This is a genomic window from Streptomyces sp. NPDC054932 (assembly GCF_053610205.1).
The window spans coordinates 24,734-36,521 of the sequence record NZ_JBSGXU010000074.1 but is presented as its reverse complement, the minus strand read 5'-3'; the positions used below and the strand labels follow the sequence as shown (position 1 = coordinate 36,521).

Genomic DNA, 11,788 nt, shown 5'->3' with positions numbered 1-11,788 from the left:
TTTGCCCCCGCTTCCCGCCTGGGCGGCGTCTTGCGCGACTGATGCCGTGGCGTGGTTTGGGGCGGTCGGGGGGGGGGCCCCCCCCCCCCGCAACGGCGCTGCACCCGTTCGAGTGGCGGCCCGGCCCGAACGGAGTGATCCTGGCAAACAGCGGCGATCCAGCCGAAGGGGCGCCGGGGCAGCGTATGCCCCGGCGCAGCGTATGCCCCGGCGCCCCTTCGGCCTCCCCCAGCCCGGCCTCCCCCGGCCAGGCCAGGCCCGGCCAGGGCTACGGCTACGGCTACGGCCCGGCCAGGGCTACGGCTGGGACGGCCGCCCCGCAATCGCGTCGTACACCCGCAGCCGCACCCGCCTCTGCCACCCCTCCCGCTCCTCCCGCACCCGCGCCCTCCGCTCCTTCCGGCTCCCCGCCGGATACCGCGCCCGCGCCCACGGCGACCCCGGCCGGGCCAGCCGTACCGCCCCGACCAGCGCGAAGAACGGTACGAGGACCCCCAGCAGCCCGGTGAACACCTTCCCCTTGGCCAGCGTCACGAGCGCGAACCCGGCGTTCACCGCGACCACGACCAGGTACGTCCAGCCGGAGGCCCTCGTACCGTCCTCCGAGGCGTCGTCCACGCCGAAGGGCGACGCCCCCAGCAGCAACAGCCCGCAGGCCGCCGCGCCGACCACCACCGCGTCCACCGAGAGCCGGCCCTCCTCGGACCAGTAGACGTCCTTCAGGTGCAGGATCAGCGCGAACTCGTCGAGCACCAGCGCCGTCCCGATGCCGAACACGGCCGCATCGATCTCCGCCCACGGGGGCCTGTTCCCGGTCGGGGAGGCCAGTCCCAGCCCGCCGATGATCATGAGGATGACGCCGAAGACCACGTGGTGGATGTGCAGCCCGCCCGGTGTGACGTTCTTCGGCCACCAGGTGACCTCCGCGCGGATCATCCGGACGCTGATCCGGATGAAGAGGAACGCGCCGAGGAAGCCCAGCAGCAGGCAGAGCAGCGGCTGCTTGCCGGGCTCGACGATCTGACGCTGGTACCAGTCGCCCACGGGTCAGGCCGCCCGCCGCCCGGCCGGCCGCGCGCGGCGCCGGTTGACGGGCCCGGCCGGCGCCCCGCCGCCGAGCAGGATCCGCTCGCGCCGGTCGGGTACGGCAGCGGCTGCGGCTGCGAGCTGCGTCGGCTTTGCGCTCATGAGCCGATGCTGGCACCGGGTCGGGCGTGGCGCCTGCGGGAGCCGGCACGACGCCCCGAACCGGCGCCCCGACCCGACGCCCCTACCCCGGCGGGCCGCCTACGAGGTACGTGCCGGGGCCCGCAGCTCCCGTTCCTCCTCGCTCGACGGCTCCTCCGTACCCTTGCGCTGCCCGGGCAGGGACAGCTGCAGCCCCCGCGGCCCGGACAGCACGTACACGAGCCCGAAGCCGGCGGTCACCACGACGGCGCCGCCCACGGCGTCCAGCACCCAGTGGTTGGCGGTGGCGACGATCGCGCACACCGTGATCAGCGGGTGCAGCACCCCGAGCAGCTTCTGCCAGCCCTTCGGCGCCAGCACCACGATCACGATCCCGCACCACAGCGACCAGCCGAAGTGCAGCGAGGGCATCGCCGCGTACTGGTTGGAGATCGCGGTCATGGCCCCGTACGAGGGATTGGCCAGGTCCTGCGGCCCGTGCACGGTGTCGATGAAGTCGAGGCCGGGCATCAGGCGCGGCGGCGCGAGCGGGTAGAGCCAGAAACCGACGAGGGCGAGGACGGTGGCCAGGCCCAAGGAGGCCCGGGCCCAGCGGTAGTCGCCCGGGCGCCGCCAGTACAGGACCGCCAGGATCGAGAGCGGGACCACGAAGTGGAAGGAGGTGTAGTAGAAGTTGAAGAACGCCTCCAGCCAGGGCGTATTCACCACGGCGTGGTTCACGGCGTGCTCGATGTCGATGCCGAGCGCCTTCTCGATCCCGTGGATCTGGCTGCCGTTGCCCTCGGCGAGGCTGCGGCTGGTGGGCGCGGCGGCCCGGATGTGCGAGTAGAGCGAGTAGCCCACCCGTATCAGCAGGAGTTCCAGCAGCAGGTTCGGGCGGGACAGCACGCGCCGCCAGAACGGCAGCAGCGGCACGCGCGCCCAGCGGGCCGCCGCCGGCCGTCCGTAGGCGGTCGGTACGGGCTCGCGCCAGTACGGCGAGGAGCGCGGCAGGAACGGCACCGCGCAGGCCGCCGCCAGCGCGGTCAGCAGCAGCACGTTGTCGCGTACGGGGGCCAGTGCGGCCAGGTTCGGCAGCAGCACCGCGCTCGGCAGGGTCATGGCGAGGACCACGGCCACCGGCCACACGGGCCGGTCGGCGGCACGCCTGCCCACCTTGCCGGCGACGGCGAGCAGCACCCACAGCAGCTGGTGGCGCCAGCCGGCCGGGGACACGGCGACGGCCACACAACCGGTGACGGCGACGGCGAGGAGCAGCTGGCCGTCGCGGGCGTAGCGGACCGCGCGGCGCAGGCCGAACCAGACGATGGCGCCCGCGAGGGCGGCGTAGAGCAGGATTTCGAGCGGTCCGGTCAGGCCGATGCGCAGCAGCGCGCCGTGCACGGACTGGTTGGCGAGGCCGTCGGGGGCGCCGCCGAGGCCCGTACCGGCCAGGTGCTGGATCCAATACGTCCAGGAGTCGCGCGGCATGGCCGCCCAGGCCAGCGCGGTGACTCCGGCGAAGGTCACGGCGGCGGTGCGCGCGGCGGGGCGGCGTCCGGTGAGCCACAGCAGCGGGGCGAAGAGCAGCAGGGCCGGCTGGAGCGCGGCGGCGAGGCCGACGAGGAGGCCCGCGGGCCGGTCGCCGGGCACCCGGAAGACGGCCAGCAGCACCAGGAGGAGGGGCAGGACGGCGGTTCGGCCCGGAGCGGCGGCCTCGCGGACGGGAATCGAGACCATCATCAGGGCGGTGAGCACGGGCGCGGCGAGCAGCGCGGTGCGCCGTGGCACCGGGTCGGGCAGACCGCGCGCGGCGACGAGCCCGATGGCGGCGACGCACAGCAGCGTCACGCAGGTCCAGGCGACCTCCAGCGACGGGGCGGCGAGGCCGACCAGTGGCTTGAGGACCAGCCCGGCGAAGGGGGTGCCGGAGAACTGGCCGGTGTCGTAGACCGAACCGGGCAGACTGCCGGGAAGGTGGAAACCGCTCAGCCACTCGCCGGGGGGCACCCGCAGCACGGCGGCGGCCTGTCTGACGGCGAGGGCGCCCGCCAGCGCCCACAGGAGGAGGCGTGCCGCCCCCAGCCTGCTGTCATCGCCTATGACTCCGGCATGTCCGTTCGCACCACTGTGCTCCGCCGCGTTAGCCACGCCTCGCCGGCCTCCCGCCCTGTTGACCGCAACCCTGACTTCGCCTGGCTGCCGCGCTCCATTACCCGCACGACGATATCTCCCGCGGGATACCTAGGATGGCCCTCATGAGCATCGTGAAGATCAACGCACTGACGGTTCCCGCCGAGCAGCGGGAAGTTCTGGAGCGGCGCTTCGCCTCCCGGGCCGGGGCGGTGGAGAGCTCGGACGGGTTCGAGTGGTTCGAGCTGCTGCGTCCCGTGGAGGGTACGGACCAGTACCTGGTCTATACGCGCTGGCGTTCGGAGCAGGACTTTCAGGCGTGGATGGAGGGGCCGATGAAGGCCGCTCACCAGGGCGGCGGCGGAGCGGCGGGCGGCGGTGAGGGCGGTGGCGAGCGGCCCAAGCCCGCGGCCTCCGCCTCGACGGTGTGGTCGTTCGAGGTCGTGCAGCAGGCGGCGCCGAAGAAGGCCTGACGCGGTTCGGGGCCCGGCCCGGGGGTCCGGGCCGGGCCCCGGTCCCGGGCCCGACACAGCCGGTCGGCCGACCGGCCGACTGACTCACTGACTCACTGACTCACTGACTCACTGACTCACTGACTGCGGAGCGTCAGCCCCAGAAGACGTCTTCCTCGTCGATGTCCGCGGTGCACTGGTCGATGTCGGTGATCTTGTGGCCGACGATCGTGAAGAAGAGCCCCTGGCGGATCTCGATGCCGCGGTCCCCGCGGTCGGCGCGTGCCGTGTGGAAGCTCATCACGTGCCCCCGGCCGTCGGCCAGCACCGATTCGAGATGCACCTGGAAGGTGCCGTTCGTCTCCTCGGCGAGACGGCGGAAGAGGTCGAGGACGTTCTCCCGCCCCTTGTGGTGCCCGGACAGCGGGTTGCTGCCGGGTACGTGGTGGATGACGTCGGCCGTCAGCAACGTGCTCATCGTGTCCATGTCGCCCTTGCCGAAGGCCTCGTAGCCGCGGCGGACCAGGGCACAGTCGGGATGCTCTGCCATGGCGTTTCACACCCTCCGGGTAGGCACAGATGCTCCTTTTTCCTATCATCGGCCCGGCATTGTGGATATTCCACGCGGGAGTTCCACCGCGAACTCCACAATGACGCCATGAACACGCACAGCGAACAGCACACAGCCACGACGCCCACCTTCTCGTGGACCGTGACCCCCGAACCGTTCACCACTCGGGACGCCACGGCCCTGCGCCGCGCCTACTACGCCGAGGTCGCCGGCCGGTACTGGAAACGGCAGGTCACCGAGACCGAGATCGACCAGGGCCTGCTGGACTTCCCCGACGACGGGCTGGTCCCGCCCACGGGGCAGTTCGTCGTCGGCAGGCTGGACGGCGAGCCCCTCGCGTGCGGCGGGATCCGGCTGCTCGACCCCGCCACCGCCGAGCTCACCAGGGTGTATGTCGACCGGCGCGCCCGCGGCACGGGCGGCGGGGCGGCTCTGCTCGAGGTACTGGAGGCGGAGGGCCGTGCACTGGGCGCCGAGCGGGTCCGGCTGGACACCCGGTCGGACCTCGTGGAGGCCCGGGCGCTGTACGCGCGCCACGGGTATGCGGAAATACCGGCCTACAACTCCGGCCCGTACGCACAGCACTGGTTCGAGAAGCTCCTCTGACGGCGAAGGGCTACGCGTGGGCGGCGTGGTCCCGGCGCGGCTCGGAATCATGGGGCTCCTCGGCGTCGGAACCGCACAGCTCCGTATTGAGCTCCTCCACCAGTTTCACCAGATCGGTCGGGCGGTCCGGGCCCCACCAGTCGCCGAGCAGCTCGGCGAGGGACTCCTGCCGGGCCTCGGCGAGCTTCGCGGCGGCCCGGCGGCCCTGATCGGTCAGGACCAGCGGCAGCCCTTCCCGGACGGCCAGCCCGCGCTCCTCGACCTGCCGGGCCGCGTCCGTGATGACCCTCAGCGGCACATTGACGCGCTCCGCGAGCACCGACGGCTCCGCCGAGCCGTACTTCTTGATCCGCAGCAGCAGCCAGCTGGCTGCGGGCAGCAGGTCGTAGCCCGCCTTCTCGGTGATCTTCTCGTAGACGTGGCGGCGCCCCTCCCGGGTGCCGAGGACCGACAGCGCGCGGGCGACCTCGTCGCGGGAGGAGCGGTGGACGGGATTGGAGGCCAGGGTCTCCGTCACATCGGGTGCGGTGACCGAGGCGCGGAGCTTGTCCTCCTTCAGGAACCAGGCGATCACGAAGGCGACCAGGACGATCGGCACGGCGTACAGGAACACGTCGGTGATGGCGGTGGCGTAGGCGTCGAGCACCTTCGGCCGGAGCTCTGCGGGAAGGGCACCGATGGCCCGCGGGTCGGCCTCCAGCTGCGCGACGCTCGCACCGGCCGGCAGCGTGACGCCCGCGAGGGAGGCGGCCAGCTTGTCATCGAGCTGGTGGGTGAAGACCGTGCCGAAGATCGCGACGCCGAAGGAGGCGCCGATGGAGCGGAAGAAGGTGGCACCGGAGGTGGCGACGCCGAGGTCGGCGTAACTGACCGCGTTCTGCACCACCAGGACGAGTACCTGCATGACCAGACCGAGTCCGGCACCGAAGACGAAGAAGTAGACGCTCATCTCCCAGGTGGAGCTGGTGCGGTGCAACTGGTGCAGGAGGAGCAGACCGAGAGCGGTCACCGCCGTGCCCGCGATCGGGAAGACCTTCCAGCGCCCGGTACGGCTGACGACCTGGCCGGAGGCGGTGGAGGTGATCAGCATGCCGATCACCATCGGCAGCATGTGGACGCCGGACATGGTCGGTGAGACGCCCTGGACGATCTGGAGGAAGGTCGGCAGGTAGACCATCGCGCCGAACATCGCGAAGCCGACGACGAAGCTGATCACCGAGCAGAGGGTGAAGGTGCGGATACGGAACAGTCCCAGCGGCAGGACGGGTTCGGCCGCCTTGCGTTCCACGAGGAGGAAGCCGACGAGCAGTACGGCGCCGAGGACGGCGAGGCCGATGATCCGGGCCGAGCCCCAGCCCCAGGTGCCGCCGAGGGAGGCGACGAGCACGAGGCAGGTGGCGACACAGGCGATGAGGAAGGTGCCGATGTAGTCGATGGTGTGCTTCGAGGGGCGCGCCGGGATGTGCAGGACGGCGGCGATGACGACGAGCGCGACGAGACCGATGGGAAGGTTGATGTAGAAGACCCAGCGCCAGGAGAGGTTGTCCACGAACAGGCCGCCCAGCAGCGGGCCCAGCACGCTGGTCGCGCCGAAGACGCCACCGAAGAGGCCCTGGTACTTGCCGCGTTCCCGGGGCGGGACGATGTCGCCGACGATCGCCATCGACAGCACGATCAGTCCGCCGCCGCCGAGGCCCTGCAGCGCGCGGAAGCCGATGAGCTGGGGCATGTCCTGGGCGAGTCCGCACAGTGCCGACCCGATGAGGAAGAGGACGATGGCGTACTGGAAGAGCTTCTTGCGCCCGTACTGGTCGCCGAGCTTGCCCCACAGGGGGGTGGCGGCGGTGGAGGCGAGCATGTAGGCGGTGACGACCCAGGACAGGTGCGCCATGCCGCCGAGGTCGCTGACGATGGTCGGCAGGGCGGTGGAGACGATGGTCTGGTCGAGTGCGGCGATCAGCAGGCCCAGCAGCAGGGCTCCGATGGAGACGAGTACCTCGCGGGAGGTGTGCTCGGCGCCGGGGCCGGCGTTCTTCGGGTCGGGAACGGGGTCCGTGGCCTCCTCGGTCACATCCTGAGCCATCGATACCTCCTCAGGCCGGATCAACATCTCCATCCTGAGCGGTGTGTCCGGTTATGGCCTCTCGGGCGGTTGGGAGCACCCCTGCGGGTCTGCATAATCGCAGGCAATAGCCAGGGAGGGAGTCCAGTGAGCCGTCAGCACTGTCCAGAATGCGGCGCAGCCGACGTCGGCTGCGGGTGCGTGCCGGGTGTGGGTTTCAACCCCTTGCGCATCCGCCCGTACGTGACGTTGCCCGACCCCGGCGAGCCGGACACGCCGGTGTCCCCGCAGCCGGTGTCCGGGGCGGTGGCCCCGGGCCCGCGCCCGGCGCCGGAGCCGGACAGCACCCCGGCGTACGGGATACCCGTGCCGCCGGTGGACGCACCGTGGCCGACCGGGCCGCAGCACACGCCGCCCCCGGCCGAGACGGTCCAGCTCCGGGCGATCCCGGGAGCGGGCCACACACCGGGTGGCGGAGGGGGTGGGGGCGGGGGCGGGGGCCCGGAGAACCGGACCGGCCCGTCCGCCCGAAAGCCCCTGGCGCTGCTGATCGGCGCCGCGGCTGCGGTCGCCCTCAGCGGGACGGCCGTGGCGGTGTGGGCGCTGCCGAGTTCCAGCGGGAGCGATGCCGCACTGGTGGAGGCGAAGGCGCCCGCGCCCGCGACGAGCGCCTTCCCGGGCGTGCCCTCCGCGAGCGCGTCCCCGAGCGCGGCCGGCAAGTCCCCCTCGGCCTCCCCGTCGCCGAGCGCCTCGAAGTCGGCGTCCGCGTCGCCGTCCCCGTCGCCCAGCGCGTCCCGCACATCGGCGCCCCCGTCGCCCAGCCCCTCCCCGAGCGCGAGCCGCTCCTCCAGCCCGCCGCCCGCGCAGGCCCCGACCCTGCGGTACGGGGACACGGGTGCGGAGGTGGAGAAGCTCCAGCGGTTGCTGGCGGGGCAGGGTCTCTACCGGGGCAAGATCAGCGGCCGGTTCGACTGGCGGGTGGAGGAAGCCGTGTCGCGCTTCCAGTACGACAGGGGCATCGACGACCAGGAATGGGGCTTCTACGGCCCGGTGACCCGCAAGGCCCTGGAGGGATGAGGGTCACACGTCGGCCGGTGGCGCGGACCGCCCTTTATTTTGTATCGTGAGGGAACAAAGTGGTTCCGTCCTCTCTCCCTGACCGGTGGACGGAACCACTTGTTCTCTTTCCCGCCCCGTCTGGAGCCCCGCCGATGCCGGCCAGCACCGCCACCACCGCACCCGTCGCCCTCACCGCCAAGGCCCTGCTCCTGGACATGGACGGCACGATCGTCAACTCCGACGCGGTGGTCGAGCGCTGCTGGCGCGACTGGGCGGTGTCCCACGGGCTGGACCCACAGGAGGCCCTGAAGGTCGTCCACGGCCGCCAGGGCTACGCCACCATGGCCGTCCTCCTGCCGGACCGCCCGATGGAGGTCAACCACGCCGAGAACGCCGTGATGCTGGCCCGCGAGACGGCCGACACCGACGGCGTGGTCCCGGTCGCGGGCGCACCGGAGTTCATGGCCGCGATAGACGGACTGCCGCACGCGCTGGTCACCTCCGCCGACACCGCCCTGGCCACGGCCCGGATGACGGCCGCCGACCTGCCGATGCCCGCGGTACGGGTCACGGCCGAGTCGGTACGGGCGAGCAAGCCCGACCCGGAGGGCTTCCTCATGGGCGCCGCCGCGCTGGGCGTGGACCCGGCCGACTGCATCGTCTTCGAGGACTCGGCCGCAGGCATCACCGCGGGCCGGGCGGCGGGCATGCGCGTGATCGGCGTGGGCCCCCGCGCAGCCGCCCACGCCCCGACGGCCCACGTCCAGGACCTGACGTCACTCCAGGTCACCACTACCCCGGACGGCTCGATCACCATCACGGTGCAGACGCCGGCGTAACGCCACGAACCACGGCCGCGCGGGGGCCCCGGACGAGCGGGAGCCGCTCGAACGGCGGTCAGGGATGTGTATGGGAGTTTCCCGTCAGTCCCATCGTCTCTCCGTGTCGCGCCGGCCCCTCAAGGGCGCTCCTCCTTCGTCGTCGCGTCGCTGCGCGATGTCGCTGCGCTCCACCCTTGACCGCCCGTCCCGCCCCGGACATACGAAGACTGCCGGGAAACCCCCAAAGGAACGGGCCGGGCGTTAAGGGGGCAGGACGGGGCGGTCGGAGATGGGCGGCCCGGTCAGGGTGGGGCATGTCCCCGAGGCGGGGCTCATGAGAGAGACCTGCCGTGTCGGGGGAGGCGCGTCCAATCGCTACGCGCTCCTCACGTCTCGGCGTCTACGGTCCGTCTGTGGCTGGACATAGGCCGCCCACGAGCCGTGGGACTCCTCATTGACTGCGTCCGACGGCTGTCGGGAGCAGGAAACGCCTGCGACTACGGCTATTCGGTAGTGGAACCGGGTCAGCGGGGGCGGGCGGCCCAAAAGGCCAGCAGTTTGCCCCAATTGCGGTTGTTTGGGCGCCGGTTCGTGGAGTCGTCCCCGCCCTGACCCGGATTCACTACGGAATAGGTGAAGTACCAGCGGTCAGTCCCTCCCACCGGTCCCGATCAGCCCCGGCCGGCCCCCGGTCGCGGTCAGCGGGAAGCGTCCACGGCTCGTGGGCGGCCTATGCCCAGCCCAAGACGGTCGTCGGACGCTGAGAGATGAGGAGCGCGTAGCGATTGGACGCGCTTCCCCCGACCCGGGCCCAGGTCTCGATGGGCCCCGCCTGCCGGTCGCGCCCCTACCCCGACCGGGCCGCCCATCTCCGACCGCCCCGTCCCTGGAACGCATCCCCCGGCCCGTTCCTTTGGGGGTTCCCGGCAGTCTTCGTATGTCCGGGGCGGGACGGGCGGTCAAGGGTGGCCGAAGGCCATCGCGCAGCGACGCGAGGAACGAGCGCCCTTGAGGGGCCGGCCCGACACGGAGAGACGATGAGACTGACGGGAAACCCCCATACACATCCCTGACCACCGCCCGACCGAAGCCCCGCTCACCCCGCCCCTACTGCCCCACCCGCCCGTCGATGCGTTCCCGCAGGAAGTCCGCGTGGCCGTTGTGGCGGGCGTACTCCTCGATCATGTGGACCAGGACCTCGCGGAGCTCCATCGGCTCGTCGCCGTGTCCGCCGTCGCCCGTGACGTCCAGGCCGGGGGCCTGCGCGACGAGTTGTTCCGCGAAGGCGACTTCGGCCCTCCAGGTGGCCCACGCGTCCGCGACCACCGCCGGGTCGGCCACCGCGCCGGTGAACTCCCCCGCGCGGTCCGTCTCCGAGCGGTAGTGCCTGCGTACGTCCTGACCGGCCATGACCTGCCGGAACCAGTACTGCTCGACGCCCGCGAGGTGGCGTACGAGACCCAGGAGGGACAGGTTGGACGGTTCCACCGAGCGCCGCGCCAGGGCCTCCGCGTCCAGGCCCGCGCACTTGAGCTCCAGCGTCAGGCGCTGGTCGCGGAGGTAGCCGGCGAGCACGGCGCGCTCACCCTGGAAGCCGCCGTCGGTCCGTGTGTCCTCGTCGGGGTGGACGAACATGTTGGACCATCCGAACTGCCGATCCTCAGCGCCCACGGGCGCGGACGCAGGCGCGGGCTCGGACGCAGGCGCGGGCTCGACGGAAGGGCCGGCGGAGGGACACGTCGATGCGGTGGTATCGGTCACGCGCACGAGCGTGACCTGTAGGTTCTCCTCCCGCAACGAAATATCCACCGCCCCACCCCGCCCCGTCAGCCCGCGATCGCCTCGTACAGCGAGAACGCGGCCAGTGCCGCCATCACGACCGCCGCGATCTTGGTGATGAGCCGCAGCGGGACGTGCTTCATGAGGGTGCGCCCGCCCAGGATGCCGATGCCCGCGACCGCCCACAGGGCGAGCACGGCGCCGATGCCGACCGAGACGGGGTTGTCGTACCGGGCGGCGAGGTTGGCGGTCATGATCTGGGTCAGGTCACCGAACTCCGCCACGAGGATCAGCATGAAGCCGGCCCCGGAGACCTTCCAGAAGGACTGGTCGGCGGGCGGCTTGATCTCCTCGTCCCCGTCGTCCTTCTTCAGGAGCAGCATGGCCGCGCCCAGGAGGAAGAGGATGCCCACGACGGCCTGGACGAGCCGGTGCGGGAGCAGGGTGAGGACGCTGCCTGCGGCGATGGCGAGTGCGACGTGTACGGCGAAGGCGGCGGCGACACCCGCGAAGACGTAGGAGGCGCGGTAGCGCGTGCCGAGCATCAGGCCGGCGAGGGCCGTCTTGTCGGGGAGTTCGGCAAGGAAGACGACGCCGAAGGCGATCGCCGTGATGCTGAAGCTGAACACGGGGGTGGAACCTCAATCGGTCGGGCAGGACGCCATCGGGACCGAGAGACCTGGGGTGTTTTCAGGGGTCGCTTCGGCACGGCGGCGCCCTGGCTTGCGCATGCGCGTACGAAACGCGCCTGCACCTGAACAGGACACTGCGGCCGAAGGTCTCGCTGGCCGACCGCTGTGCGCGGTCTGCCTCCGGGCGCCGGCTGGGATGACCCAGCAGTATGTCGACGGTCCGGCGAAGAGCTACTCCCCTTCTGCTCCGAACAGCGTACGCGATACCCGCGACCGGCCGGAATAGACCTTTGGTCCCACCCTGACTGCACCTGCCCCACCCTGGCTACTCCTACCCCACCCTGACTGCTCCTGCCCCGCCCTGACCACCCCTGCCCCGCTCTCCCTGCCCTCCCCGCTCCGGAATATCAACTTCCGATTAAATCAGACGCGTTGGCTGACTTGATGTGACGTGCCCATGTCGCCAGGCTGTCATCTGGCGCCCATCCCCGCGATACCCGGCGCCG

12 protein-coding genes are annotated in these 11,788 nt (G+C 71.6%); 4 read left to right on the top strand and 8 right to left on the bottom strand.

Features of this window, described 5'->3' with window-relative positions; translation table 11 throughout:
* Positions 1–297: 297 nt before the first annotated feature.
* The 3 genes from ACWGE1_RS21005 to ACWGE1_RS20995 all read right to left on the bottom strand — a co-directional run bounded on the left by ACWGE1_RS21005 (position 298) and on the right by ACWGE1_RS20995 (position 3,318).
* Positions 298–1,044, bottom strand: coding sequence for a hypothetical protein (locus ACWGE1_RS21005; RefSeq protein ID WP_453421999.1), 747 nt, complete (start codon positions 1,042–1,044; stop codon positions 298–300).
* A 3-nt stretch (positions 1,045–1,047) separates the two neighbouring features.
* Positions 1,048–1,188, bottom strand: coding sequence for a hypothetical protein (locus tag ACWGE1_RS21000; RefSeq protein WP_453421998.1), 141 nt, complete (start codon positions 1,186–1,188; stop codon positions 1,048–1,050).
* A 99-nt stretch (positions 1,189–1,287) separates the two neighbouring features.
* On the bottom strand, positions 1,288–3,318 hold the full coding sequence (locus ACWGE1_RS20995; protein ID WP_453421997.1) for a bifunctional glycosyltransferase 87/phosphatase PAP2 family protein: 2,031 nt from the start codon (positions 3,316–3,318) through the stop codon (positions 1,288–1,290).
* A gap of 107 nt (positions 3,319–3,425) precedes the next feature.
* Here ACWGE1_RS20995 and ACWGE1_RS20990 point away from each other — a divergent pair, with 107 nt between their 5' ends.
* Positions 3,426–3,773: an antibiotic biosynthesis monooxygenase family protein gene (locus ACWGE1_RS20990; RefSeq protein WP_453421996.1), complete on the top strand. Its 348-nt coding sequence runs from the start codon at positions 3,426–3,428 to the stop codon at positions 3,771–3,773.
* 133 nt (positions 3,774–3,906) lie between these two features.
* Here ACWGE1_RS20990 and ACWGE1_RS20985 read toward each other — a convergent pair whose 3' ends face one another.
* Complete coding sequence (locus ACWGE1_RS20985) at positions 3,907–4,302, bottom strand: nuclear transport factor 2 family protein (RefSeq protein WP_453421995.1); 396 nt, start codon at positions 4,300–4,302, stop codon at positions 3,907–3,909.
* Between the two features lie 108 nt (positions 4,303–4,410).
* Here ACWGE1_RS20985 and ACWGE1_RS20980 point away from each other — a divergent pair, with 108 nt between their 5' ends.
* Positions 4,411–4,929: a GNAT family N-acetyltransferase gene (locus ACWGE1_RS20980; protein ID WP_453421994.1), complete on the top strand. Its 519-nt coding sequence runs from the start codon at positions 4,411–4,413 to the stop codon at positions 4,927–4,929.
* A gap of 10 nt (positions 4,930–4,939) precedes the next feature.
* On the opposite strand, the gene ACWGE1_RS20975 is transcribed toward ACWGE1_RS20980, so the two are convergent.
* Together ACWGE1_RS20975 and ACWGE1_RS20970 are read right to left on the bottom strand one after the other, a co-directional pair.
* Positions 4,940–7,012 carry an MFS transporter gene (locus tag ACWGE1_RS20975; protein ID WP_453421993.1) on the bottom strand — a complete coding sequence of 691 codons (2,073 nt, stop codon included), beginning with the start codon at positions 7,010–7,012 and terminating at the stop codon, positions 4,940–4,942.
* Between the two features lie 134 nt (positions 7,013–7,146).
* On the bottom strand, positions 7,147–7,884 hold the full coding sequence (locus ACWGE1_RS20970; protein WP_453421992.1) for a hypothetical protein: 738 nt from the start codon (positions 7,882–7,884) through the stop codon (positions 7,147–7,149).
* 10 nt (positions 7,885–7,894) lie between these two features.
* On the opposite strand from ACWGE1_RS20970, the gene ACWGE1_RS20965 reads away from it, so the two are divergent.
* Together ACWGE1_RS20965 and ACWGE1_RS20960 are read left to right on the top strand one after the other, a co-directional pair.
* On the top strand, positions 7,895–8,068 hold the full coding sequence (locus tag ACWGE1_RS20965) for a peptidoglycan-binding domain-containing protein (protein ID WP_453421991.1): 174 nt from the start codon (positions 7,895–7,897) through the stop codon (positions 8,066–8,068).
* 134 nt (positions 8,069–8,202) lie between these two features.
* Complete coding sequence (locus tag ACWGE1_RS20960) at positions 8,203–8,889, top strand: HAD-IA family hydrolase (protein WP_453421990.1); 687 nt, start codon at positions 8,203–8,205, stop codon at positions 8,887–8,889.
* A gap of 1,089 nt (positions 8,890–9,978) precedes the next feature.
* On the opposite strand, the gene ACWGE1_RS20955 is transcribed toward ACWGE1_RS20960, so the two are convergent.
* Both ACWGE1_RS20955 and ACWGE1_RS20950 read right to left on the bottom strand, forming a co-directional pair.
* The gene (locus ACWGE1_RS20955; protein WP_453421989.1) at positions 9,979–10,506 is read right to left on the bottom strand and encodes a DinB family protein; all 528 of its coding nucleotides are present in this window, start codon (positions 10,504–10,506) and stop codon (positions 9,979–9,981) included.
* 191 nt (positions 10,507–10,697) lie between these two features.
* Positions 10,698–11,279, bottom strand: coding sequence for a TMEM165/GDT1 family protein (locus tag ACWGE1_RS20950; protein WP_453421988.1), 582 nt, complete (start codon positions 11,277–11,279; stop codon positions 10,698–10,700).
* Positions 11,280–11,788: the final 509 nt, after the last annotated feature.

Coding starts and splice junctions, on each gene's coding strand:
- ACWGE1_RS21000 (WP_453421998.1), bottom strand. CDS start 1,188: ATGAGCGCAAAGCCGACGCAGCTCGCAGCCGCAGCCGCTGCCGTACCC.
- ACWGE1_RS20990 (WP_453421996.1), top strand. CDS start 3,426: ATGAGCATCGTGAAGATCAACGCACTGACGGTTCCCGCCGAGCAGCGG.
- ACWGE1_RS20985 (WP_453421995.1), bottom strand. CDS start 4,302: ATGGCAGAGCATCCCGACTGTGCCCTGGTCCGCCGCGGCTACGAGGCC.
- ACWGE1_RS20980 (WP_453421994.1), top strand. CDS start 4,411: ATGAACACGCACAGCGAACAGCACACAGCCACGACGCCCACCTTCTCG.
- ACWGE1_RS20975 (WP_453421993.1), bottom strand. CDS start 7,012: ATGGCTCAGGATGTGACCGAGGAGGCCACGGACCCCGTTCCCGACCCG.
- ACWGE1_RS20960 (WP_453421990.1), top strand. CDS start 8,203: ATGCCGGCCAGCACCGCCACCACCGCACCCGTCGCCCTCACCGCCAAG.
- ACWGE1_RS20955 (WP_453421989.1), bottom strand. CDS start 10,506: ATGTTCGTCCACCCCGACGAGGACACACGGACCGACGGCGGCTTCCAG.